Genomic DNA, 23,580 nt, shown 5'->3' on the forward strand with positions numbered 1-23,580 from the left:
CGTCAGACACGGGCCCGGCCCGGGCGTGTGGCGCCGGGCACGCGCCGCAGCCAGGGCGCCGTCACCCCGGGGGCAGTGCGCCGAAGGCGACTCAGGAGGGATCATGCAGCCGGTTTCACGTCCAAAACGATCTCGGTGAACGAAGGCTGGTCGTCCGGGGTATCCCGCGCTTCTTTCTGGGCCTTGGCCGCATTGGCCGCCAGGGAGAAGTCGTTCTGCAGGCGCCACATGAGGTTGGTGGGGGAATCCGCGTACGCCAGGCCTTCCTTGCGGTCGATCTTGGATTCCATGATCAGGTGCGCCAGCGCTTCCTCAAAGGTCTGCGAACCTTCCGCCATGGATTTCTCCATCGCTTCCTTCACGCCGGAGAAATCGCCTTTCTCCACCAGCTCGGACACCAGCTTGGAATTGAGCATCACTTCCACCGCGGGGACGCGGCCGCCATCCGATTTGCGGACCAGGCGCTGCGACACCACGGCCTTGAGCGCGGAAGCCAGGTCGCCCAGCATGGTGGGGCGCACTTCCACGGGGTAGAACGACAGGATCCGGTTGAGCGCGTGGTAGCTGTTGTTGCCGTGCAGCGTGGCCAGGCAAAGGTGGCCCGATTGCGCATACGCAATGGCGGCGGACATGGTTTCGCGGTCGCGGATTTCCCCGATCAGGATCACGTCGGGCGCCTGGCGCAGCGCGTTCTTCAGGGCCGTCTGCAGCGACTGCGTGTCGCTGCCGATCTCGCGCTGGTTGACGATGGATTTCTTGTTCTTGAACTGGTACTCGACCGGATCCTCGATGGTGAGGATGTGGCCGGTCAGCGCTTCGTTGCGGGTGTCGATCATGGACGCGAGCGTGGTGCTCTTGCCCGAGCCCGTGGCGCCCACCACCAGGATGAGGCCGCGCTTTTCCATGATCAGTTCGCGCAGCACGGGAGGCAGGCCCAGCGAACTGAATTCCGGGATCTGTTGCGAGATGAAGCGGATCACCACCGCATAGCTGCCCCGCTGGCGCATGGCGCTGACGCGAAAACGCCCCACGCCGCTGAGTGGCACGCCCATGTTGAGCTCGCCGGTTTCTTCCAGCTCTTCGATGCGGTCCGGAGGGACCACTTCGGAGAGCAGGTTGCGCGGAGCATCCGGCGGCAGGATCTGGTTGTTGATCGGCACGCACTCGCCGTTGATCTTGATCAGCGCCGGCGCATTGGCCGACAAATAGACGTCGGAGGCTTTTTTCTCGGCCATCAGGCGAAGAATCCGTTCCATCGTGCTCATGGTGTGTCCCTCTGTTTGTCGTCTTTGTCTGGGGTGGCGCTGATCGTGCCGGTCAGGTGCGGGGCCGGTCAGCCGCGATCAGTCGCGCAGCAGGTCGTTGATGCTGGTCTTGGAGCGCGTCTGCGCGTCCACCTGCTTGACGATGATGGCGGCGTACATGCTGTAGGGCGCGCCGTTGGCGGCCGTCTTGGGCAGGTTGCCGCTGACCACCACCGAGCCAGAGGGCACGCGGCCATAGCTGATCTCGCCCGTGGCGCGGTTGAAGATGGGGGTGCTCTGGCCCAGGTACACGCCCATGCCCAGCACCGAGTTTTCTTCCACCACCACGCCTTCGACGACCTCGGAGCGCGCGCCGATGAAGCAGTTGTCTTCGATGATGGTGGGGCCGGCCTGCAGCGGCTCCAGCACGCCGCCGATGCCCACGCCGCCCGACAGATGCACGTTGGCGCCGATCTGCGCGCACGAGCCCACGGTGGCCCAGGTGTCGACCATGGTGCCTTCGCCCACGTAGGCGCCGATGTTCACGTACGACGGCATCAGGATCGCGCCCTTGGCGATGAAGCTGCCGCGGCGCGCCACGGCGGGGGGCACCACGCGCACGCCCGTGGCTTTCATCTCTTCTTCAGAGAGGTGGGCGAATTTCGTCTGCACCTTGTCGTAGAAGCCCAGGTCGCCGGCCTTGACCACTTCGTTGTCCTTGAGGCGGAACGACAGCAGCACGGCCTTCTTGATCCACTGGTGCACGGTCCACTGGCCCACGCCTTCGCGCGTGGCCACGCGCAGCTTGCCGTTGTTCAACTCGGCGATCACGTGCTCGACAGCGTCCTGGATTTCCTTGGGGGCGGCGGAGGGCGAGAGGCTGGCGCGGTTGTCCCAGGCGTTGTCGATGAGGGTTTGGAGTTGTTGGGTCATGTCGTTGTCGATCAGATCAGGCAGTACGGGATTGGATGAATTGCACGATGCGCAGCGCGGCTTCCACGCATTCTTCGGTTTCGGCCACCAGGGCCATGCGCACGCGCTGGGCGCCGGGGTTGCTGCCCTGGGCCTCGCGGGCCAGGTAGCTGCCGGGGAGCACGGTGACATTGTATTGAGCCAAGAGGGCGCGCGCGAACTCGGCGTCGTCCATGCCCAGGGCTTCGGGCACCTTGGCCCAAAGGTAGAAGCCGGCATCCGGCAGGGCGACTTCCATGACGCCGGCGAGCAAGGGCGTGACCTGGGCGAATTTCTTGCGGTAGCGCGCGCGGTTCTCCACCACGTGCTGTTCATCGCCCCAGGCGGCAATGCTGGCCGCCTGCACGATGGGGCTCATAGCGCTGCCATGGTAGGTGCGGTACAGCAGGAACGCCTTGATGAGGGCCGCGTCACCCGCCACGAAGCCGCTGCGCATGCCGGGCACGTTGCTGCGCTTGGAGAGGCTGGTGAAGGAAATGAGGTTCCTGTAGCCGCCGCGGCCCAGCTGGTCTGCGGCTTGCAGGCCGCCCAATGGAGGTTCGTCGCGGAAGTAGATCTCGCTGTAGCACTCGTCCGAGGCAATGACAAAACCAAAGCGGTCGCTCAGTTCAAAGAGCTTCTTCCATTCGCCGAGCGGCATGACCGCGCCGGTGGGGTTGCCGGGGGAGCACACGAAAAGCAGCTGGGTCCGCTGCCACACCGTTTTCGGCACGGCGTCCCAATCCACCGCGAAGTTGCGCGCCGGATCGCTGGCCGCGTAGTAGGGGGTGGCGCCCGCCAGCAGCGCGGCGCCTTCGTAGATCTGATAGAACGGATTGGGGCAGACCACCAGCGGCTGGCCCTGTGAAGGGTCGATGACGGTCTGCGCAAACGAGAAAAGCGCTTCCCGCGAACCGTTCACGGGCAGGACCTGGGTCGCGGGGTCCAGGGTGATCGCATACCGCTGATTCAGCCATCGGGTGAAGGCCTCGCGCAGAGCCGGCTCCCCCGCCGTGGCCGGGTAGCTCGCCAGCCCACTGAGGTTGTTACTAAGTGCATCTTTGATGAACTGCGGTGTAGGATGGCGTGGCTCGCCCATGCCCAGGCTGATGGGACTGTAGGCTGCCGGGGGAGCCACCCCCGCGAATAGCTGCCGCAGCCGCTCGAAAGGGTAGGGCTGGAGATGGGAAAGCAGGGGATTCATGGGGCGCCATTATGGGCGATGGGCCCGGTCCATTGCCGCAGCATGCGTGGGCTGCGGGCCCGGGTGGGCGGCGCCCCGGCAGGCCCCCTGCACCCGGTCTGTCAATCCGCCGTAAGTGCCGGCCCCTAGGATTCGCGCCAGTTGCAAGAACGACAAGAGGAGACATGATGTCAGGATTCCTACCGCTGCGTCCGGGACTTTGGTGGATGCGCAGGTGGCATCTGCCTGGCAAACTGCTCTCGCTGGGTTTCCTGGTGGCGGCCGCGCTCGCCATCGCGGCATGGGGATCGCCCTGGTGGTTGTTCGCGCTGGGTGCCGGAGTGGTGGCCTATGCCCTGCTGGCGCTCTACATCAGCCTCTCGAGCGACCTCGCCGGGCTGGCGCGGACCATCGAGCTGACCCAGGGCGGGGATCTGCGCGCACAGGCCCGCGGCGACCATGGGCACGATGAGGTCGCAGAGATGGCGAAGTCGCTCGACCGCATGGTGATCACGCTCTCCTCCATGGTGGCCGACATCCGCAGCAACGCGGCGCTGGTGGCCCATGCGGGCCAGAGCCTGGCCGAGGGCAACCGGTCCCTGGCCGACCGCACCGAGCAGCAGGCGGCCAATCTGGAACAGACAGCGGCCAGCGTGGAACAGTTGTCGTCCGCCGTGCAGAACAACGCGCAGACGGCCCAGAGTGCCGATGCGCGGGCCGCCCAGGTGCGCAGCGCGGCCGATGCGGGCGCGCAAGCCATGGCACGTGCCGTTCAATCGGTCGAGGCCATCCAGCAAGGGGCGCGGCGCATGACCGAAATCATCGGCGTCATCGACAGCATTGCATTTCAGACCAACATCCTGGCCCTGAACGCCGCCGTCGAGGCCGCACGGGCGGGCGAGCAGGGCCGCGGGTTTGCCGTGGTGGCCGCGGAGGTGCGCACGCTGGCCAAGCGGTCCAGCGATGCGGCGCACGAAATCCGCGAGCTGATCGGCGCCTCGGTCAGCCAGGTCGAGACCAGCGCAGGCCTGATCCGTTCGGCCGGGGAGGGCATCTCCGACATGGCGGGAGGTATTCGCAGCGTGGCGGCCAGCATGTCCGAGATCTCCGGGTCGAGCACCGAGCAGAGCACGGGCCTGCGCGAAGTCAGTGCCGCCGTGCAGCAACTGGACCAGATCACCCAGCACAACGCCCAGATGGTGGGCCATGCCGTGCAACAGGCCGAAGCCCTGGAGAGCCGGGCATCCACGTTGTCGCGCGCGGTGTCGGCATTTCGCCTGCAGCAGGGCACCGCCGAGGAGGCCGTGGCGCTGGTGAGCAGGGCAGTGGCATTGCACAAGAGCACTTCGCGCGACCAGTTCCTGCGAAGCATTACCGACAAGAGCCAGCCGTACCACGACCGGGACATGTATGTGTTCGTGCTGGATACCGCCGGCACCTATCTTGCCTTTGGTGGCAACACCGCCAAGGTGGGCACACGCGTACAGGACATCCCGGGCATCGCGGGGGACCGCCTCGTGAGTGATATCGTCGGCCAGGCCGACCATGCCCCGGGCTGGGTGGAGTACAACATCACCAACCCCTCCACCGGCGCGGTGCAGACAAAGATGTCCTATGTCAGCCGCGTGGGAGATCTGTATGTGGGGTGTGGGGTGTACAAGGCGCTGGCGGCGCGCTGAGCACACCTGGCGGGCTTCTGTGCAGAAAGGCAGAAGGAGGGGCGGAGGCCTCCTCACTGCCTTGTGCGTCTAGCGCGGGTTTTGGGCGCGCCGCTGGCGGGCACGTTCCAGCGCGGCGGCAATGGCGGCCTGGCGCAGTGCCTGGGCCTTGTCCTCTTCGCCTCGGATGAGAGAGGTGGACGGATTGTGGTCTGCCGAGGCTATGGTGGGCATGGCAGCCGCGTTGATCTCGGGAAAATCCTTGTCTTCCACCACCGCCTCCAGGGGCAGGCGTTCGCGGTGTGCCTGATAGCGCTGGCGTGCCTGCTGGGCCAGCGGCGCGGACCAGGCGGACCAGCCGGTGGCGGCGCCGCTGATGTTTTCCATGTGGATGCAATCCACCGGACACACAGGCACGCACAGTTCGCAGCCGGTGCAGTAAGGCTCAATGACCGTGTGCATTTTCTTGTGGGTACCCACGATGGCGTCGGTGGGGCAGGCCTTGATGCACAGCGTGCAGCCTATGCACCACGCCTCGTCGATGAAAACCACGGCGCGGGGGGCCTCCGTGCCGTGCTCGGCGCTCAGCGGCAAGACCGGCTGCCCGGTGATGGCGGCGAGGCGGGCAATGCCCTCGGCCCCGCCGGGAGGGCACTGGTTGATGGGGACGCCATGCTCCGCAATGGCGTGGGCGTATGCCGCGCAATCCGGGTAGCCGCAGCGCGTGCATTGCGTCTGGGGCAATGCCGCGTCAATCCGCACCGCAAGCGCTGACGGTGCTGCGGGGGGAGGGCTGGGAATGTGCGGCGGTACGCTCAAGCCTTGCGGGCCGCGCTGCGGCGGGTGCGGGATGGCGTTGCGGCGCTGACAGTCGCCTTGGCCGCCGCGACCGGGTCTGCCTCGGCGGGCGCCGCCGCTCCCGTGGGCTTGGTGCGGTTGCCAGCGGGGGCCACCCAGCGGGTGGCCACGGGCGCTGCGGCTTTCACAGCCGTCCTGGCGGCGGCCTTGGGGGCCGCGACCTTTTTTGGCGCCAGGCTGGGGGGGTTGTCGTCCGGGGTTTCCGTCACGGGTACCGCGGCCTTTTTCTGGGGCTGTTCATGCTGGAGGATGAAGGCGCGCACCTGCGGGTACACCACTTCGCGCCAGCGCCGGCCGCTGAAGATGCCGTAATGGCCTGCACCCTTGGCTTCCAGGTGGCGCTGCTCCTTGCGCACGATGCCGCTGCACAGGTCATGCGCGGCCTCGGTCTGCCCCGAACCTGAAATATCGTCGAGTTCGCCCTCGACGGTGAACAGCGCGGTGGTCTTGATGTCCTGCGGGCGCACGCGCTCGATCTTGCCTTCGGGGGAGCGCACGTCCCAGGTGCCGTTCACCAGCTTGTAGTCCTGGAACACGGTCTGGATGGTTTCCAGGTAGTAGTCCGCGTCCATGTCGAGCACGGCGTTGTATTCGTCGTAGAACTTGCGGTGGGCCTCGACGCTGGCGTCGTCACCCTTGATCAGGTCCTTGAAGTAATCGTAGTGGCTGCTGGCGTGGCGGTCGGGGTTCATGGCCACGAAGCCGGTGTACTGCAAGAAGCCGGGGTACACACGCCGCCCCGCGCCGGGGAAGTTCTCTGGCACGCGGTAGATCACGTTGTTCTCGAACCATTCGAAGCTGCGGTTCGTTGCCAGGTTGTTGACGGCCGTGGGCGACTTGCGGGCGTCGATCGGCCCCCCCATCATGGTCATGCTCAGCGGCGTGGTTTCACCCCGGCTGGCCATCAGCGACACGGCAGCCAGCACCGGCACCGTGGGCTGGCAGACGCTGATCACATGGCAATTGCCATAGATGCCCTGCAGGTGGCGGATGAATTCCTGCACGTAGTTCACATAGTCGTCGAGGTGGAATTCGCCATCGGCCAGGGGCACCAGGCGGGCATTCTTCCAGTCGGTGATGTAGACCTTATGGTCCTTGAGCATGGTGCGCACGGTGTCGCGCAGCAAGGTGGCGTAGTGGCCCGACAAGGGAGCCACGATCAGCACCACGGGCTGGGCCTTGAGCTTGGTCAGGGTCGCGGGGTCGTCCGAGAACCGCTTGAAGCGGCGCAGCTCGCAGAACGGCTTGTCCATCTCGATGCGTTCATGCACCGCCACGCCCACGCCATCCACGTCCACGGAGTGGATCTCGAACGCCGGCTTTTCGTAGTCCTTGCCCAGGCGGTACAGCAGTTCGTAGCCTGCGGACATGCGCTGCGCCAACGGGCTTTCGCTGAACGGCGACATGGGGTTGCTGAACAGCTTGGCAGCGGCCTGTGCGAAATCGGTAAATGGCTCCATCAGCGAGCGCTGGGTTTCGTAGATGTGATACAGCATGGGCGAAACTCCGTTTTGTTGCAGTGCAATATAGCAGCACTTGGTAACAAGCGCATGGAGGAAAACCACCAATGACCAGTCACCTATGCGACAGGCGAGGGGTGTTCAGCGCACGTCCCGCTCTTGCCGGATGCCCCAAGCCCGCCTTGCTACAAACCCAATAGCAAAGAAGGTAATGAGAGAGGCCGTGGAAAGCCTTTCGCAGACTATTGCGGCCTGGGCTCCGCGTGCTCCTGCAGCCACGCTTCAAAGGATTCGCGCGCCGAGTTGCGCAATGCCGGGCGGAACGCCGCCTTGTTACTCAGGTACAGGCAGTGCCGGATCACGGTGTAGGGGTTGAAGCTCGCCTGGGGGTTCTGCTCTTCAAAATGCTGCTTGTAGCGCTTGACCACGCCCACGGTCTCGCGCATCAGCGCGTTGAAGCGTGCCCGTGTCATGCCGGGAGACCAGACCTGGATGTCATCCACGAAACCGTCCACCTTGGACGGCTCGAACTCGAAGTCCTTGAAGAAGTGCGTCGCGATCTTGAGGAAGGTGAACGCGTTGAGCTCGCTGCTGGGCGCCGGCGCCTTGCTGGGAGCCTGCGGGTTGCTGTCGTCGGGTGCGGCATCGGCGAGGGGTTCCTCCGTCTCGTCGGGCGCCTGGAGCAGTTCCGCGGCCGTGGCATCGCGGATCTGGCGGAACTCGCGGTCGGCCAGCTCGAACAGGGCAGACAGCACATTGATGCGCCGCTTGAGCTGGCCGGGAATGGACTTCTTGTACTTGATCCGGTGGTCCAGCACGCTCCAGGAGTCCTGGATGATGGTGCGCACTTGCAGCTCGAAGGGCAGGTGGGCGTAGGCCGCGTGCTCGGGCAAGCCGCGTTCGGCGGTGCTCAGCTTGAGGTCCAGGTGCAGGCCCTTGTAGCCAAACGATGCCTCGGTGCTTTCCACCGCCGTCACCTTGTCCGTGACATCGATCACCGCGAAGTGCGAACGCACGATCTGGGCGATCTTCTCCAGTTCATCCTCATAGAGGCACACCACGCGCACGCCGACCAGGTCCGTGATGTAGCCCTGGATCTCGTAGGCCGTGTTGCTTTCTTCCAGTGACGGACGATATTTGCGCACGAACTTGCGGATGCATTCATCCACCTCCTTCACCCGGCCTTCCACCTTGGCGATGTCCACGCCTCCTGCACGCGTGACCACGGCCGCGACCATGCCCGTGAGGGCTGCGCAGGCCGCCTCCAGCGCGGCGGACTGCTGCGCGTAGAACGCGCGGAAATGGGATTCCTCCAGGTCGAAATCAAGGGATGGCATGCCGTGTCTCTGCGTTCTGGGTGGGTTCGGATCGGTGGGCTGGCGTGGCGCCTGTCCATGCAAGCATATCCGCCACGGCGCCGGAGCCTGATGCAGGATGTACGGAAAGCCCGTGGGGACGCCCCTGCCTCTTTGCCGCGGGGGGCCGGGGCCGATAATGGTGCCGATCTGTCCCCACCTGTCCAAGGGAACCCGCACGCCTTGTCCCATCCGCCGTCTCCCACGCCCTTCCCGGCAAGGCCAGGAAAGCCATGACCCCGCCGCCGCATCCCCCAGGGGGCCCGCCTGCGGCGGCTGATGGCGTGCGTGAGGCTTCGCGCCTGGACGGCGCCGCCAGCCAGCGGTGGCTGGCCGTGGTGCTGCCACCGCTGGTCGCGGCACTCATGCTGGGGTTGACCTTTTTGTACTGGCAGAGCGAGGAGCGCGGCGCGCGGGCCAAGCGCGAGCAGAATTTCCAGGTAGCGGCTGACCACATCGCCTACAACCTGGCGGACCGCCTCGCGACGTACGAGGTGGTGCTGCGCGGGGTCAAGGGGTACTTCGAAGGGTCGGAGCGCATTGACCGTGAAGAGTTTCAAGCCTATGTGGGCGCGCTGCAGCTGCAGGAGACCCGGCCCGGCCTGCAGGGCATCGCGCTCATCCTGCAGTTGCCCGCCTCGGCCCTTGAAGCGCACACCCACGACATGCGCACGCGCGGTTTTCCGGGCTACAGCGTGCGGCCCGCAGGAGCGCGGCCCCTCTACGCGCCCATCACCCATGTCGAGCCGCTGGAAGGTGGCAACCTCGACACCCTGGGTTTCGACACCTTGACGGTTCCCGCCGCCAGGGAGGCGCTCGACAGGGCCCGCCTCACGGGCGAATTGGCGCTGTCCGGCCCGCTGGCGCCTCGCCCGGACAGCGAGCCAAGCCTGGCGATGTACCTGCCTTTGCACGATACCGTGGCCGACATGCGGTCGGGCGATGGCCGGCGTGCGGGACTGGTGGGCTGGGTCAGCGCCACTTTTCGCATCGCCGATGTGGTCCGCGGCATGGCCAGGGAGTTCGATTCGGACATCGGGTTTCAGATCCTCGACGGCATGGTGCCGGGCCCCACGGCATCCGGCACGCGCCTGTTCACCAACACCGAGCCCGCGGCGCAGGCCCCCGCCGCGGAAGCCCCAGGGCTTCAGGCCACCCGGGAGCTGAAGTTTGGCGGGCGGCGCTGGACCTTGCAGATGTCGCCACTGCCCGCGTTCGAGCTGCGTCACGAGGACAACAGCCACCTGCCCGTGGCCGTGATGGGCACGGCATTGAGCCTGCTGCTGGCGTGGTTCACGTGGCTGCTGGCCACGGGGCGCGAGAGGGCGGTGGCGCTGGCGCTGGACATGACGGCCGCGCTGCGGGCCACGCGCGACGACCTGGAAAGCACCCTCAACGCGATTCCCGACCTGCTCTTTGAACTGGGGCTGGACGGCCGCATCCACCACTACCGGTCGGCGCGCTCCGAGCTGCTGGCGCTGCCGCCCGAGATGTTCCTTGGCCGGCTCGTGACGGACGTGGTGCCCCCCGAGGCGGCCGCTGGCTGCCATGCCGCGCTGCAGGAGGCGCACCGCACCGGCTATTCCACCGGCCAGCAGTACCGGCTGGAACTCGACGGCACCACGCACTGGTTCGAGCTGTCCATTGCGCGCAAGGAAAGCGCGGCGCCGGGCGACGGGCCACGGTTCATCGCCTTGTCGCGTGACATCACCGAACGCAAGCTGGCCGAGGCGCGCACCCATCAGCTCGCCTACTTCGACGGACTCACCGGCCTGCCCAACCGGCGCATGCTGCTCGACCGCATGGAACAGGCGCTGCGCAGTGCCCGCAAAGCGGCCCAGGTCGGCGCGGTGCTCTACATCGACCTGGACAACTTCAAGCAGATCAACGACGCGCGCGGCCACACGCTGGGCGATGCCTTGCTGATGCAGGTGGCCGACCGCCTCGTGCAGCGGCTGCGCCCCGGGGATACGGTAGCGCGCCTGGGCGGGGACGAGTTCGTGGTGCTCGTGCACAACCTGGCCGCCGACATGGAATCCGCCGGCCGGGCCGCCCTGCAGATGGCCGAGGAGATGCGGCTGGCGCTGGAGGCTCCCTACACCATCGACACCCATCTTTACAGCAGCACCGGCAGCATCGGCATCACGCTGTTTCCCCAGCGGGACGAGGGCGTGGAGGACCTGCTGCGCGAGGCCGACACGGCCATGTACCGCGCCAAGGACCTGGGCCGCAACCGCGTCCGCTTTTACGAGGCTGCGATGCAGTCCGACGTGCAGGAGCGCCTGGCCCTGGAGCAGGACCTCAAGCAGGCCCACGCGGAAGGGCAGCTGGCCGCTTTCGTGCAAAACCAGGTGGATGCGGCCGGGACGGTGGTCGGCGGCGAGTTGCTGATGCGCTGGGACCACCCCGAGCGCGGCGCCGTGCCGCCCAGCCGCTTCATCCCCATCGCCGAAAGTTCGGGGCTCATCCTGCGCATGGGGGACTGGATGATCCAGCAGGCCTGCGAAACCCTGGCGCGCCTGCAGGCGGCGGGGCACAGCCTGTCGCTGTCGGTCAACGTGAGCCAGCGGCAGTTCCGCCAGGACGATTTCGTGGAGCGCATCCGCCATGTGCTGGCCCGCACTGGCGCCCTGCCGGCGAACCTCATCCTGGAGGTCACGGAAAGCCTTCTCATCGAGAACCTCGACGACACCATTGCCCGCATGACCGAGATCGTGCGGCTCGGCGTGCGCTTTTCCATCGACGACTTTGGCACGGGCTACTCCAGCCTGGCCTACCTCAAGCGGCTGCCGCTGTACGAACTCAAGATCGACAGGAGCTTCGTGCAGGACACGCCCGACGACCCGGACGACACCGCCATCGTGCAGTCCATCATTTCCGTGGCCCGCCACCTGCGCTTGCGCGTGGTGGCGGAGGGCGTGGAAACCCGCGCCCAGGCGGACTTCCTGGCCGACAGCCAGTGCGACTGCCTGCAGGGCTATCTGTTCGGGAGGCCAGAGCCTCTGGAAACCTGGCTGGCCAGACAGGCGCCGCGGGCGTGAACCGCGCTATGCCACCGCTTGTGCGGCAGCGGACGGCGCATACGACTGCATCGCGAGCGCATGCACTTCCCGCGCGGGGCGGTCCTTGAGCAGGTGGTTGCTCCACACCTGGCGCCAGACGCGGGCGCCCGGCAGGCTGTGGCGCAGGCCCAGCATGTGGCGGGCGATGTGGGGCCAGGGCGTGCCATGCTGTGCGGCCTCGCGCTCCATGTATTCGACCATGGCCAGCTCGACCTCTTCGCGGGTCAGGGGGCAGGGCGTGCCACCCTGACTGCCGTAGTAGAGCTGATCCCAGCGCGCCATCCACCAGGGGTTGTGGTACGCCTCGCGGCCGATCATCACGCCGTCGAGGTGTTCGAGCTGCTGCAGCACCACCTCGTCGGTCTGGATGCCGCCATTGATGGCGATCGTGAACTGCGGGAACTCGGCCTTGAGCTGGTGCACCACCTCGTAGCGCAGGGGCGGGATGTCGCGGTTCTCCTTCGGAGACAGGCCCTGCAGCCACGCGTTGCGCGCGTGCACGATGAACACGGTGCAGCCCGCGTCGGCCACCGTGCCGATGAAGTCGCGCACGAAGCCGTAGTCTTCCTGCTTGTCGATGCCGATGCGGTGCTTGACCGTCACGGGCACGGCCACCACGTCCTTCATGGCCTTCACGCAGTCGGCCACCAGCTGCGGCGCCTTCATCAGGCTGGCGCCAAACGCGCCGCGCTGCACCCGGTCGCTGGGGCAGCCGCAGTTCAGGTTGATCTCGTCATAGCCCCATTCCTCGCCCAGCCGCGCGGCCTGGGCCAGCTTGTCGGGTTCATTGCCGCCCAGCTGCAGGGCCACGGGATGCTCTTCCGTGTTGAAGCGCAGGTGGCGCTCGGTGCCGCCGTGGATGATCGCGCCCGCATTCACCATTTCGGTGTACAGCAAGGTCTGGCGCGTCAGCAGGCGGTGAAAGTAGCGGCAATGGCGGTCGGTCCAATCCATCATCGGCGCGACGGACATGCGCCAGGGGCTCAAAGCGGGGGATTCCACAGCAGGCAAACAGGCAAGGAGAACGGGGGAAAGGCCCGCAGCGGCACGCCCGGACGGGGCGGGCGACGGAGGCTGCAGGGGAGGGCCGTGATTATCCCATTGGCCAACGATCCGCGCCAGCCTGTGGCCATGAGAAAAAAAGACGCTGCCGCTTGATCCACAAGCGCTTGCCGCTATCAAAATGAAAGCGCCCCGCGTCCCCGCCGTGGCGACAGGCGCCAAGCCTTGTCCTGCCGCAAGGCGGGGCCAAGGCCGCATCGGCGATACTCGCGGCGCTTTTTGATGTTCCTGCCCCATGCCTGCAGGGTGGCTGGCTGCCTTGCAGCCGCCTCCTGCGCGGGCGCCGCCTGCCCCTGTTTCCCCATGCACCACACGATTTTTGACACGCCGGTTGTCAACACGCTGCTGCGCGCCTTCTCGCGCGCCACCCTGCGCCTGACGGGCTGGAAGGTGGAGGGAGCCTTGCCCGCCCACGCCGCCAAGAGCGTGCTGATCGCCGCCCCCCACACCAGCAACTGGGATCTGCCGTACACGCTGATGCTGGCGTTTTCGCTGCGCCTGCGGGTGTACTGGATGGGCAAGCAGAGCCTGTTCAGGGCGCCGTTTGGCGGCGTGATGCGCTGGCTGGGCGGGATTCCGGTGAACCGGGAGCAGGCGAACAACCTGGTGGCCAGCTCGGCCCAGGCCATGCGGGACGCGGACGGCCCCATGCAGCTGATCGTGCCGCCCGAGGGCACGCGCGGCAAGACGCGGCACTGGAAGACGGGGTTCTATTACATCGCCCAGCAGGCGGGCGTGCCCATCGTGCTGGCTTTCGTGGACTACGGCCGCAAGGTGGGAGGCCTGGGGCCTGTGTTCGAGCCCACGGGCGATGTGGAGCGCGACCTGGCGAGCATCAAGGCGTTCTACGCGCCCATCCAGGGCAAGAACCCGGCACAGTTCGACGCCTGAGTTGCCTGTCAAGGTTTTTCAATGAAATGGGCCTCTGGCGCTTATCCATAAAGCGCTGGCAGCTATGAAAATTGAAGTGAATGCGCTGGCGGCAGCCAGCCGTCACACCCCCACACTGCGCCGGTCGATCTTGCGGCTGAGCACGATGCTGGTCTGCGTCTGGTGCACGCCGTCGAGCTGGCCCACCTTGTCGAGCAGGGTGTCGAGCTGCTCATGGCTCGTGCAGCGCAGGAACACCAGGTAGTCAAACGGCCCGCTCACGGCGGATACCTCTTCGACCTCGGCCATGGCCTCCAGCGCGCGCAACACGGCGGGCGCTGTTTTGGGCAACACGCTGATGGAGCACCACGCGCGCACGGTGGTGGCATCAAGCCGGGCGCCCAGCCGCACGCCGTACCCCGCGACCACGCCCGAGCGCTCCAGCCGTGCAATGCGCGCCACCACGGTGGTGCGGGCCAGCCCCAGCCTGCGCGCCAGCGTGGCCGTGCCCTCGCGGGCGTTGGCCTGGAGCAGGCTCAGCAGCTGGCGGTCGGTGTCGTCCAGGGCCTGGGTCATGGGCAATTTCTCCAGAAAGTCATAACGTCCATCATATTCGCCGTTATGAAAAAACAAAGAGCAGTTTTCGACGATATAAGCACTACACATTGACAGCGCCCTTGCCTAGCATCAAGGTATCTGCAACACCTCTCACCGCTTCACGCGGTGGGCACCACCGGGAGCACCGCCATGACCATCCTTTCCACCACTTCCAGCACCGCCGCCCGTCGTGCCATCACCATCCTCGGCGCGGGCCACATCGGCTTTGCCATGGCGCTGCTGCTGCAGCAGGCTGGCGACTACGACATCCTGGTGGTGGACCGTGACCCGGCGCGCCTGGCCGAAGTGGCCGCATTGGGCGTATCCACCCGGCTGGCGACGGACGACGCGAGCCTGAAGGCGGTCATCGACGGCCGTTTCGCCGTGCTGAACGCGCTGCCGTTTCACCGCGCCGTATCCGTGGCCACGCTGTGCGCAACCGCAGGCGTGCACTACTTTGACCTGACCGAGGACGTGGCGAGCACCCAGGCCATCCGCGCACTCGGCGCCAGTGCCCGCAGCGTGCTCATGCCCCAGTGCGGCCTGGCGCCAGGCTTCATCGGCGTCGTGGGCAACGACCTGGCCCGCCGCTTCGACACGCTGCACACCCTGCGCATGCGCGTGGGGGCGCTGCCGCGCTACCCGCAGGGCGCCTTGCGCTACAACCTGACCTGGAGCACCGAGGGCCTCCTCAACGAATACTGCAACCCCTGCGAAGCCATCGTGGATGGTGCGCGCACCACCGTGCCGGCGCTGGAAGGCCTGGAGACCTTCGCGCTCGACGGCGTGGAATACGAGGCCTTCAACACCTCGGGCGGCCTGGGCACGCTGACGGAGACACTGTCCGGGAAAGCGCGGCAGGTGGACTACCAGTCCATCCGCTATCCCGGCCATTGCGCCATCCTGAAACTGCTGCTCAACGACCTGCGCCTGCGCGACCGGCGCGACCTGCTCAAGGACATCCTGGAAACCGCGGTTCCCACCACCGACCAGGATGTGATCGTCATCTTCGCCACCGCCGCGGGCCTGCGGGGAGGCCGGCTGGTGCAGGAGTCGTATTCCGCCCGCATCGTCGGCAGCCAGGTGGCAGGGCACACGCTGAGCGCCATCCAGCTCACCACGGCGGCGGGCATCTGCACGGCGCTGGACCTGGTGGCACAGGGGCGGCTGCCGCAACAGGGGTTCGTGGGGCAGGAGTCGGTGCGGCTGCGGGACTTTCTGGCGAACCGGTTTGGCGCGGCCTATGCGGCAGAGGCGGGCTGGACGGCCATGGCGGCGTAGATCCCCTCCCAAAACAACACACCCTTGCCGCCCGCAGGGACTGGACCAGCAGGCCGGTGAGCCAACAGGCGGCTGAACCCCCAGCGCGGCCCCGGCGGGCAGAGGAAGCCCGGCCCCCATGCGCTGCGGGCGGGGGACTGGCGATGGCGGGCGGATTTTCGTGCCTGCCTGCCTGTCTGTCTGTCTATCGCCCGCCCGGCTTCTGGTACATCCCCTCGATCGCCTCCGCGTAGAACGCCATCAGGTTGTTGCGCTTGAGCTTGAGCGTGGGCGTCATGAAGGTGTTCTCGATCGTCCAGGGCGTGAGCGTGCAGTGCACGGCGCGGGGCACGGCATAGCGGGCGAAGCTGGCGGTGTTTTTTTCGATGCGCGCCAGCACGGCCCGGTGCACGCTGGGGTGGTTCAGGCTGGCGGCGTCCTGCGCGGAGAGGCCCAGGTCGGCCGCCAGGCGCTGCCATTCGTCGCGCTGCAGGACGGCCACGCAGGCGATGAAGGGGCGGTTTTCCCCCACCACGAAGGCCTGCTCCAGCAGCGGATCGGCCAGCAGCGCCAGCTCCAGGTCCCCGGGCGGCACTTTTTCGCCGGTGGAGGTGACGATGATTTCCTTGATGCGGCCCCTGATGTAGATGCGGCCGCCCACGATGTCCGCCTGGTCGCCCGTGCCCAGCCAGCCGTCGGGGCCGAGGATGCGTGCCGTGTCTTCGGGCCGCTTCCAGTAGCCCTTCATGACGATGGGGCCGCGCACCTGCAGTTCGCGGTTCTCGCCAATGCGCACTTCCACGCCGGGCAAGGCCTTGCCCACGCACGCCGGATCGTTGTCGTGCAGTGCGTTGACGGACACCACGGGCGCCGTCTCCGTCATGCCGTAGCCCTGGATGAGCGGCAGGCCCAGGCCCAGAAAGCACTTGGCGATGGTGGGCGACAGCGGGGCGCCGCCGCTCACGGCCACCCGCACACGGCCGCCAAACTGGGCCAGCAAGGGCGTGGCCACCAGGGCATGCAGCAGCGGCCAGGGCAGTGCGGCCATCCAGCCTCCCGCAGTCTTGCCGGCCTCGGGGGCGGGCGCCGGCAAACCCTGCGCCGCGCAGAAGCGGGCCCAGCCCCTGTTCTGTGCGGCCTCGTACAGCTGCATTTTCCAGGGCGATGGCGAGAGCTTTTCGAGCAGCCTGGCGTGGATGCGTTCGTAGATGCGCGGGACCGAGACCAGCACCGTGGGGCGCACCGTCTTCAGATCCTCGGCCAGCAGGGCCACGGAGCGCGCATACGCCACGCAGCTGCCTGCCGCGATGGGAAGGTAGTAGCCGCCCGTGCGCTCGAACGTGTGCGAGAGCGGCAGGAACGACAGGAACACGTCGTCCACCGTGGGCGCGATGCGCTCCAGCACGGCCTTCACGTCGCTGACCACGTTGCGGTGCGTGAGCATCACGCCCTTGGGCTTGCCGGTGGTGCCCGAGGTGTAGACGATGGCGGCGAGATCGTCCGGGCCGGGCGCGGGGGGCAAGGCCTGCTGCGCTGCCTGTGCGGCGCCTTCGAGCCACTGCGCCAGCGAGCCCACGGCGGGGCCGTGCGACGAGGGCGGGGTGGCGGCGAAGGCGGCGTCCGGCTCGGTCACGATCACCGCGCGCAACGCGGGGAATTCCGTGCCTGTGTCGCGGATCCTCTCCCATTGCTGGGCACTGGCCACGATGAGCATCGAGGCCTCGCAGTCCGAGAGGATGTAGGCGATGCTGCCGGGGTTGTCGATGGCGTGCAGCGGCACCGGCACGCAGCCGGCGGCCAGGGTGGACTGGTCGGCGCACATGGCGTGCAGGCCGTTGGGCAGCAGGATGGCCACGCGCGCGGCCGCGGGCAGCTGCATGGCGGCCAGGGCCTGCGTCCATTCGGCCACGCGCTGCGCGGTCTGCCGCCAGGTCAGGCTGGCCCACGCCTGCGCGGTGGTGTCGAAGGCACGGTAGGCCTCGGCGTCCGGGGTGAGGGCCGTGCGCAAGGCAAGAAGCTGCGGCAGCGTCTGGACGCTGGCGATATCGGGAAGGGAGGGGGTCATCGAACTCGGCGGCGGTGGCGGCGTCGGGCGCGGGCCGCGCCGTTGCCTCGGTGGAAACCCGGGCGATCATAACGACCGGGCCCGCACCAGGGCGGGGCGCAACACCCTGTTGCGTTGCAAATGGTGCATTCCGGTTTGTGGAATGATGGGCCCCAGTGTGCCCCGTGCCGCGCGAAATCCGTGGCACCGGCGCGGCGCCTCGGCCACAATCCGCACAGGCTCGCTCGCACGTCCCTCGCACAGCCATGGCATCACCGTGGCGTGCCGACCCCTTCCTCTCCATCTCCCGCCGCTGCCCGGACCGCCGTCTCTACCGCGCCCTTCCGCCATGGACCCCATCACCATCTTTATCGTCGCCACGCTGATGATGCTGGCCAATGGCTGGGTCCTGGGGCTGATGCGCAACGACTTTCCCGAGGCCTTGCGGCCCAGCGCGGGAACCTGGCGCACGGCCACGCTGCTGCTGGCCGCCAGCGCGGTGCTGTACGCGGTGCAGTACCGGCTGCCGCTGGGGCTGGCATCGCCCATGGCCAATGGGCTCGTGCTGCTGGGGTGCACCGGCTACTGGCGCGCGCTGCGCCAGTTCTATGGGCTGCCGGACAGGCTCTGGCTGCTGGCCCCTGCGATCGTGGGGATTGGCGGCATTGCCTGGTTCGCCATCGCACGGCCGCACACGGGCATGCGCGTGCTGATCCTGTCGGGCAGCTGCGCCTTCCTGCTGCTGGCGTGCTTCGCGCTGCTGGCCTCGCAGAAGTCGCATGACGGCGCGCGCAGCCGCCGGGTGATGGCCAGCCTGTTTGCTGCCGTGGCGGCGTTCACGGTGTTTCGCGCGGGCTACTTCCTGCTCAAGGGCGTGAGCCCGTCGTTCGATGTCACGGGAGATGGGGCCTGGATCAACATGGCCAGCCCGATGATCACCGCCATCCTGCCCGTGGTGGGCACCACCGGCTTCCTGCTGATGTGCTCCCAGCGCATCGGCCGCCAGTGGGAGCTGGCCGCGTCAACGGACTATCTGACGGGCCTGGCCAACCGCCGCACCCTGGTTGCGGTGGGCGAACAGCGTTTCGCGCAGGCGGGTGCGCGCGGGGGCGGCCTGGCCCTGGCGCTGATCGACATCGACCACTTCAAGGCCATCAACGATTGCCATGGGCATGCGGTGGGCGACGTGGCGCTCAGGCATGTCGCCGGGCACCTGCAGGCCTCCTGCCGTGGGGCCGACTTCGCGGCGCGCCACGGCGGAGAGGAGTTCGTGGTGCTGTGGGACGCCGCGGACAGCCGGGCCGCGCGGGCCGCCGGGGAGAGGCTGCGCAGGCTGGTGGCCACCCGCCCGCTCTCGGTGGACGGACTGCCGCTGGCCATGACCATTTCCTTGGGCGTGGCCTTGAAGAACGAGGGGGACAGCAGCTTTGACGAGCTCCTGCACCGAGCGGACGAAGCCCTCTACGCGGCCAAGACCGGGGGCCGCAACCGCGTGGAAGTGGCTGGCTGAATGCCCGGTCAGGTCGCGGCTTCCAGGCCGTGGGCGAAATGGGCCTGCATGGCGCGGGCCGTGGCCTGGGCATCGCGCGCCACCATCGCCGCCAGGATGGCGCGGTGCTCGTTCAGCGAGTCCTCGATCCGCCCCTGCTTGAGCAGCGAGTTGTGGCGGTTGAGCTTCATCACCTTGCGCAGGTCGGCCACCATCTGGCTGCGCCAGCGGTTATCGGCCAGTTCCAGCAGCAGCATGTGAAAACGCTCGTTCACGGCAAAGAACCGTTCACGTTCGCCGGCGGCCGCCTCCAGTTCGGCATGTAGGTCCTGCAGCGCCTGCAGTTGCGCCGCGGTGGCGGTGGCGGCCACCACGCCGGCCGCGTCGCTCTCCAGTAGGCTCAGCAGGTGGTAGACATCGCGCAGGTCCTTCTCGGACATTTCGGTCACATAGGCGCCACGGCGCACCTTCATCGTGACCAGGCCTTCGGCCGCCAGCACCTTGAGCGCCTCGCGCAGGGGGGTGCGGCTGATGCCGAATTCCTCGGCGATCTTGAGTTCGTCGATCCAGCTGCCGGGCTCCAGCTCACGGCGGAAGATGCGCTGGCGCAATTGCTCGGCGACTTCTTCGTAGAGGGCACGCGGCGTGAGGGTAAGGGCAGACATGGGGCGGATTGTAAGCTCAGAGGAATATTTTGAATCAATAATTATGAATGATGTAAACTCGCCGCCACATCGGGAACCGTCCCCGCGCCGTTTTACGCCTGCAACGCCATCTTCGGAGAAGTTTTCGCCATGAGTGACACCCCCCCCAACAACACTCCCGAATTCGCCGCGTCTTCGCTCGAAGCCTGGGCCAAGGCCGCCGCCAAGTCGGCACCGGGTGGCGACGTCGGCGCCCTCAACTGGGTCACGCCCGACGGCATCACCGTCAAGCCGCTGTACACCGCGCAGGACACGGCGGGCCTGCCATACGCCAACACCTTGCCCGGCTTCGAGCCCTACCTGCGCGGCCCCCAGGCCACCATGTACGCGGTGCGCCCCTGGACCATCCGCCAGTACGCGGGCTTTTCCACCGCCGAGGAATCCAACGCCTTCTACCGCAAGGCGTTGGCCGCAGGCGGGCAGGGCGTGTCGGTGGCGTTCGACCTGGCCACGCACCGGGGCTATGACAGCGACCATCCCCGCGTGACGGGCGACGTGGGCAAGGCCGGCGTGGCCATCGACTCGGTGGAGGACATGAAGATCCTGTTCGACCAGATCCCGCTGGACAAGGTGTCGGTCTCGATGACCATGAACGGCGCCGTGCTGCCGGTGCTGGCGGGCTATGTGGTGGCGGCGGAAGAACAGGGCGTGAGCCAGGACAAGCTCTCCGGAACGATTCAGAACGACATTCTGAAAGAGTTCATGGTGCGCAACACCTACATCTACCCGCCCAAGCCGTCGATGAAGATCATTGGCGACATCATCGAGTACACGGCCAGGAACATGCCGAAGTTCAACTCGATCTCGATCAGCGGCTACCACATGCAGGAAGCTGGCGCCAACCAGGCGCTGGAGCTGGCCTTCACTCTGGCCGACGGCAAGGAATACGTGAAGACCGCCATCGCCAAGGGCATGGACGTGGACGAGTTCGCCGGCCGCTTGAGCTTCTTCTGGGCGATCGGCATGAACTTCTACCTGGAAGTGGCCAAGATGCGCGCGGCGCGCCTGCTGTGGTGCCGCATCATGAAAGAGACCGGCGCCAAGAACCCCAAGAGCCTGATGCTGCGCACGCACTGCCAGACCAGCGGCTGGAGCCTGACGGAGCAGGACCCCTACAACAACATCGTGCGCACCACCATCGAGGCCATGGCGGCCGTGTTTGGCGGCACGCAGAGCCTGCACACCAACGCGCTGGACGAGGCCATCGCGCTGCCCACCGAATTTTCCTCGCGCATCGCGCGCAACACGCAGCTCATCATCCAGGAAGAGACGCACATCACGAACGTGGTGGACCCCTGGGCCGGCAGCTACATGATGGAAAAGCTGACCCAGGACATGGCCGATGCCGCCTGGAAGATCATCGAGGAGGTCGAGGCCATGGGCGGCATGACCCAGGCCGTGGACAGCGGCTGGGCCAAGCTCAAGATCGAGGCCGCCGCCGCCGAGAAGCAGGCGCGCATCGACAGCGGCAAGGACGTGATCGTGGGCGTCAACAAGTACAAGCTGGCCAAGGAAGACCCGGTCGATATCCTGCAGATCGACAACGTCAAGGTGCGAGACGGGCAGATCGAGCGCCTGAAAAATATCCGTGCAAAACGCGATCCAGACCTTGTACAGCAAGCGCTGGATGCTCTTACTTCCGCAGCAGAAAGCGGCGAAGGCAACCTGCTCGACCTGGCCATCAAGGCGGTGCGCCTGCGCGCCACGGTGGGCGAGGTGTCGGATGCGCTCGAGAAGGTTTTTGGGCGCCACCGCGCCGATACGCAAAAGGTGACCGGTGTGTACGCAGCAGCCTATGACTCGGCCGAAGGCTGGGACAAACTCAAGACCGAGATCAACGAATTTGCCGAAAAGGAAGGCCGCCGCCCGCGCGTGATGATCGCCAAGCTGGGCCAGGACGGCCACGACCGGGGCGCCAAGGTGGTGGCCACCGCGTTTGCCGACCTGGGCTTCGACGTGGACATGGGCCCGCTGTTCCAGACGCCCGAGGAGTGCGCGCGCCAGGCGATTGAAAACGACGTGCACGCCGTGGGCGTGAGCACGCTGGCCGCCGGCCACAAGACACTGGTGCCCGCCATCATCCAGTCCCTCAAGGACCAGGGCGCGGACGACATCATCGTGTTCGTGGGCGGGGTGATCCCGGCGCAGGACTATGAGCACCTGTACGAAGCGGGCGTGAAGGGCATCTACGGCCCGGGCACGCCGATTCCGGCCAGCGCCAAGGATGTGCTGGAGCAGATTCGCAAGGCGGTTACCGCTTGAGTTCGCCTTTTCCTTCCGAGCCTTTTCGCCATCCCATGTTTGGCTTTGAAAGCGTTGCGCAAGCAGACTTTGAGTCCATGGCCGACCTGCGTGCAGAGGCCATGCGCGAAAGCCTGGAGCGATTGGGACGCTTTGACCCCGTGCGGGTGCGGGAAAGGCTTCGCGATGCCTTTGTGCCGGCCTATATGCGGCACATCGTGGCAGGTGACGAGCGCATTGGTTACCTCACGCTGCTCCCGTATGCAGACCCCGCACGCATGAGGCTGCACCACCTGTACGTCCGACCCGGTCGCCAGGGCCGGGGCGCCGGGGCGTGGGCCCTGGAGTGGGCCAAGGCACAGGGCAGGGCGCTGGGCCAGGACATCACCCTGGGCGCCTTGCGCGGCAGTGGCGCCAACCGCTTTTACGTGCGCAATGGCTTTCAACTGGTGGAGGAGCAGGAGTTCGACCTGGAGTACCGGTGGAGCCCCGCATTCGAGAAGGCCGCCGCGAGGATGTCGCCATGAACCTCTATCCAGGTGTGCTTGGCCAGCCCGGCCCCACGCAGCGCCGCGCAATGTCCAAGGCCATCACCCTGCTCGAATCGACGCGGGCGGACCACCGCGCCCAGGCGGATGAATTGCTCACGCAGCTGCTGCCCCATACCGGCAAGGCGTTTCGCCTGGGCATCAGCGGCGTGCCCGGCGTGGGCAAGTCCACCTTCATCGAAGCGCTCGGGCTGTACCTGATTGGCCAGGGCCATCGCGTGGCCGTGCTCACCATCGACCCCTCCAGCACCGTCTCGGGCGGCTCCATCCTGGGTGACAAGACGCGCATGGAACACCTGTCGGTGCACGAGAAGGCCTACATCCGCCCCAGCCCCTCCAGCGGCACGCTGGGCGGCGTGGCAGAGAAGACGCGCGAGGCCATGCTGGTCTGCGAGGCCGCGGGCTACGACGTGGTCATCGTCGAAACCGTGGGCGTGGGCCAGAGCGAGATCGCGGTGGCGGGCATGACGGACATGTTCGTGCTCATGCAGCTGCCCAACGCGGGCGACGACCTGCAGGCCATCAAGAAGGGCGTGATGGAGATTGCCGACCTGGTGGTCATCAACAAGGCCGACATCGACAAGAACGCCGCCACGCGCGCCGAGGCGCAGATCACCTCCAGCCTGCGCCTGCTCGGCATGCACGGCAACCCTGATCACGCGACGCACGGCGCGCTGTGGCAACCGCGCGTGCTGCAGATCAGCGCTCTGCTGGGGCAGGGGGTGGATGCTTTCTGGACCACCGTGGCGCTGTTTCGCGACATGCAGTCCACCAACGGCCGCCTGGCAGCGCGGCGCGAAAAACAATCGCTCGCCTGGATGTGGGAGCGCATCGACGCGGGCCTCAAGCTCGCGTTTCGCCAGCACCCGCAGGTCAGGGAGCTGCTGCCCCAGATGCAGGCCGATGTGGCCGCAGGGCGCATCGCGGCATCGACTGCAGCACGAAATCTGCTGCTGGCGCAATCCAGTACAGCGCAAGCAGCTATCAAATAAAT

18 protein-coding genes are annotated in these 23,580 nt (G+C 66.9%); 8 read left to right on the forward strand and 10 right to left on the reverse strand.

The features are described from left to right. Window positions 1-101: 101 nt before the first annotated feature. From AC1RVY_RS02300 to dapC, 3 genes are all read right to left on the reverse strand, one after another. Window positions 102-1,265 (reverse strand): PilT/PilU family type 4a pilus ATPase, encoded by a 1,164-nt coding sequence (locus AC1RVY_RS02300; protein ID WP_218294963.1) that lies wholly within the window; start codon window positions 1,263-1,265, stop codon window positions 102-104. 78 nt (window positions 1,266-1,343) lie between these two features. Beyond that, complete coding sequence (gene dapD / locus AC1RVY_RS02305) at window positions 1,344-2,177, reverse strand: 2,3,4,5-tetrahydropyridine-2,6-dicarboxylate N-succinyltransferase (protein WP_218294964.1); 834 nt, start codon at window positions 2,175-2,177, stop codon at window positions 1,344-1,346. A gap of 16 nt (window positions 2,178-2,193) precedes the next feature. Next, complete coding sequence (gene dapC, locus AC1RVY_RS02310) at window positions 2,194-3,399, reverse strand: succinyldiaminopimelate transaminase (protein WP_492805109.1); 1,206 nt, start codon at window positions 3,397-3,399, stop codon at window positions 2,194-2,196. A gap of 167 nt (window positions 3,400-3,566) precedes the next feature. Between dapC and AC1RVY_RS02315 the strand changes: the two genes are divergently transcribed. After that, window positions 3,567-5,057: a methyl-accepting chemotaxis protein gene (locus AC1RVY_RS02315; protein WP_218338554.1), complete on the forward strand. Its 1,491-nt coding sequence runs from the start codon at window positions 3,567-3,569 to the stop codon at window positions 5,055-5,057. Window positions 5,058-5,126: 69 nt separating this feature from the next. Here AC1RVY_RS02315 and AC1RVY_RS02320 read toward each other — a convergent pair whose 3' ends face one another. The 3 genes from AC1RVY_RS02320 to AC1RVY_RS02330 form a co-directional block, all read right to left on the reverse strand. After that, a complete protein-coding gene (locus tag AC1RVY_RS02320; protein WP_492805110.1) occupies window positions 5,127-5,780 on the reverse strand; it encodes an RnfABCDGE type electron transport complex subunit B in 654 nt (217 codons plus the stop codon). Between the two features lie 71 nt (window positions 5,781-5,851). After that, complete coding sequence (locus AC1RVY_RS02325) at window positions 5,852-7,390, reverse strand: polyhydroxyalkanoate depolymerase (RefSeq protein WP_218338555.1); 1,539 nt, start codon at window positions 7,388-7,390, stop codon at window positions 5,852-5,854. A 206-nt stretch (window positions 7,391-7,596) separates the two neighbouring features. After that, window positions 7,597-8,691: a GTP pyrophosphokinase gene (locus AC1RVY_RS02330; protein WP_218294968.1), complete on the reverse strand. Its 1,095-nt coding sequence runs from the start codon at window positions 8,689-8,691 to the stop codon at window positions 7,597-7,599. Window positions 8,692-8,942: 251 nt separating this feature from the next. Here AC1RVY_RS02330 and AC1RVY_RS02335 point away from each other — a divergent pair, with 251 nt between their 5' ends. Next, window positions 8,943-11,750, forward strand: coding sequence for a bifunctional diguanylate cyclase/phosphodiesterase (locus AC1RVY_RS02335; protein WP_492805113.1), 2,808 nt, complete (start codon window positions 8,943-8,945; stop codon window positions 11,748-11,750). Window positions 11,751-11,756: 6 nt separating this feature from the next. On the opposite strand, the gene dusA is transcribed toward AC1RVY_RS02335, so the two are convergent. After that, complete coding sequence (gene dusA, locus AC1RVY_RS02340; RefSeq protein ID WP_492805114.1) at window positions 11,757-12,773, reverse strand: tRNA dihydrouridine(20/20a) synthase DusA; 1,017 nt, start codon at window positions 12,771-12,773, stop codon at window positions 11,757-11,759. A 363-nt stretch (window positions 12,774-13,136) separates the two neighbouring features. On the opposite strand from dusA, the gene AC1RVY_RS02345 reads away from it, so the two are divergent. Beyond that, window positions 13,137-13,724 carry a lysophospholipid acyltransferase family protein gene (locus AC1RVY_RS02345; RefSeq protein ID WP_218294985.1) on the forward strand — a complete coding sequence of 196 codons (588 nt, stop codon included), beginning with the start codon at window positions 13,137-13,139 and terminating at the stop codon, window positions 13,722-13,724. 102 nt (window positions 13,725-13,826) lie between these two features. On the opposite strand, the gene AC1RVY_RS02350 is transcribed toward AC1RVY_RS02345, so the two are convergent. After that, window positions 13,827-14,279, reverse strand: coding sequence for an Lrp/AsnC family transcriptional regulator (locus tag AC1RVY_RS02350; RefSeq protein WP_218294986.1), 453 nt, complete (start codon window positions 14,277-14,279; stop codon window positions 13,827-13,829). 171 nt (window positions 14,280-14,450) lie between these two features. Between AC1RVY_RS02350 and AC1RVY_RS02355 the strand changes: the two genes are divergently transcribed. Then, on the forward strand, window positions 14,451-15,581 hold the full coding sequence (locus AC1RVY_RS02355; protein ID WP_492805117.1) for a saccharopine dehydrogenase family protein: 1,131 nt from the start codon (window positions 14,451-14,453) through the stop codon (window positions 15,579-15,581). A 184-nt stretch (window positions 15,582-15,765) separates the two neighbouring features. Here AC1RVY_RS02355 and AC1RVY_RS02360 read toward each other — a convergent pair whose 3' ends face one another. Next, window positions 15,766-17,625: an AMP-dependent synthetase/ligase gene (locus AC1RVY_RS02360; RefSeq protein ID WP_492805119.1), complete on the reverse strand. Its 1,860-nt coding sequence runs from the start codon at window positions 17,623-17,625 to the stop codon at window positions 15,766-15,768. Between the two features lie 328 nt (window positions 17,626-17,953). Between AC1RVY_RS02360 and AC1RVY_RS02365 the strand changes: the two genes are divergently transcribed. Then, window positions 17,954-19,114: a sensor domain-containing diguanylate cyclase gene (locus AC1RVY_RS02365; protein WP_218338560.1), complete on the forward strand. Its 1,161-nt coding sequence runs from the start codon at window positions 17,954-17,956 to the stop codon at window positions 19,112-19,114. A gap of 8 nt (window positions 19,115-19,122) precedes the next feature. Here AC1RVY_RS02365 and AC1RVY_RS02370 read toward each other — a convergent pair whose 3' ends face one another. Then, complete coding sequence (locus AC1RVY_RS02370; protein ID WP_218338561.1) at window positions 19,123-19,758, reverse strand: GntR family transcriptional regulator; 636 nt, start codon at window positions 19,756-19,758, stop codon at window positions 19,123-19,125. 129 nt (window positions 19,759-19,887) lie between these two features. Between AC1RVY_RS02370 and scpA the strand changes: the two genes are divergently transcribed. The 3 genes from scpA (at window position 19,888) to meaB (ending at window position 23,578) form a co-directional block, all read left to right on the forward strand. Further along, window positions 19,888-22,059 (forward strand): methylmalonyl-CoA mutase, encoded by a 2,172-nt coding sequence (gene scpA, locus AC1RVY_RS02375; protein WP_492805121.1) that lies wholly within the window; start codon window positions 19,888-19,890, stop codon window positions 22,057-22,059. A gap of 77 nt (window positions 22,060-22,136) precedes the next feature. Further along, window positions 22,137-22,565: a GNAT family N-acetyltransferase gene (locus AC1RVY_RS02380; protein ID WP_218294992.1), complete on the forward strand. Its 429-nt coding sequence runs from the start codon at window positions 22,137-22,139 to the stop codon at window positions 22,563-22,565. After that, window positions 22,562-23,578 carry a methylmalonyl Co-A mutase-associated GTPase MeaB gene (gene meaB / locus AC1RVY_RS02385; RefSeq protein WP_218294993.1) on the forward strand — a complete coding sequence of 339 codons (1,017 nt, stop codon included), beginning with the start codon at window positions 22,562-22,564 and terminating at the stop codon, window positions 23,576-23,578. The genes AC1RVY_RS02380 and meaB overlap by 4 nt, the downstream gene beginning before the upstream one ends. Window positions 23,579-23,580: the final 2 nt, after the last annotated feature.

The organism is Acidovorax sp. GW821-FHT11A03 (assembly GCF_058809075.1).

Bases quoted from the DNA above. Each gene is read 5' to 3' on its own strand.
- AC1RVY_RS02355 (WP_492805117.1), top strand. From the start codon at position 14,451: ATGACCATCCTTTCCACCACTTCCAGCACCGCCGCCCGTCGTGCCATC.
- AC1RVY_RS02300 (WP_218294963.1), bottom strand. From the start codon at position 1,265: ATGAGCACGATGGAACGGATTCTTCGCCTGATGGCCGAGAAAAAAGCC.
- AC1RVY_RS02360 (WP_492805119.1), bottom strand. From the start codon at position 17,625: ATGACCCCCTCCCTTCCCGATATCGCCAGCGTCCAGACGCTGCCGCAG.
- AC1RVY_RS02315 (WP_218338554.1), top strand. From the start codon at position 3,567: ATGTCAGGATTCCTACCGCTGCGTCCGGGACTTTGGTGGATGCGCAGG.
- AC1RVY_RS02365 (WP_218338560.1), top strand. From the start codon at position 17,954: ATGGACCCCATCACCATCTTTATCGTCGCCACGCTGATGATGCTGGCC.
- AC1RVY_RS02380 (WP_218294992.1), top strand. From the start codon at position 22,137: ATGGCCGACCTGCGTGCAGAGGCCATGCGCGAAAGCCTGGAGCGATTG.
- AC1RVY_RS02330 (WP_218294968.1), bottom strand. From the start codon at position 8,691: ATGCCATCCCTTGATTTCGACCTGGAGGAATCCCATTTCCGCGCGTTC.
- AC1RVY_RS02350 (WP_218294986.1), bottom strand. From the start codon at position 14,279: ATGACCCAGGCCCTGGACGACACCGACCGCCAGCTGCTGAGCCTGCTC.
- AC1RVY_RS02325 (WP_218338555.1), bottom strand. From the start codon at position 7,390: ATGCTGTATCACATCTACGAAACCCAGCGCTCGCTGATGGAGCCATTT.
- dapD (WP_218294964.1), bottom strand. From the start codon at position 2,177: ATGACCCAACAACTCCAAACCCTCATCGACAACGCCTGGGACAACCGC.
- meaB (WP_218294993.1), top strand. From the start codon at position 22,562: ATGAACCTCTATCCAGGTGTGCTTGGCCAGCCCGGCCCCACGCAGCGC.
- scpA (WP_492805121.1), top strand. From the start codon at position 19,888: ATGAGTGACACCCCCCCCAACAACACTCCCGAATTCGCCGCGTCTTCG.
- dapC (WP_492805109.1), bottom strand. From the start codon at position 3,399: ATGAATCCCCTGCTTTCCCATCTCCAGCCCTACCCTTTCGAGCGGCTG.
- AC1RVY_RS02335 (WP_492805113.1), top strand. From the start codon at position 8,943: ATGACCCCGCCGCCGCATCCCCCAGGGGGCCCGCCTGCGGCGGCTGAT.
- AC1RVY_RS02345 (WP_218294985.1), top strand. From the start codon at position 13,137: ATGCACCACACGATTTTTGACACGCCGGTTGTCAACACGCTGCTGCGC.
- AC1RVY_RS02370 (WP_218338561.1), bottom strand. From the start codon at position 19,758: ATGTCTGCCCTTACCCTCACGCCGCGTGCCCTCTACGAAGAAGTCGCC.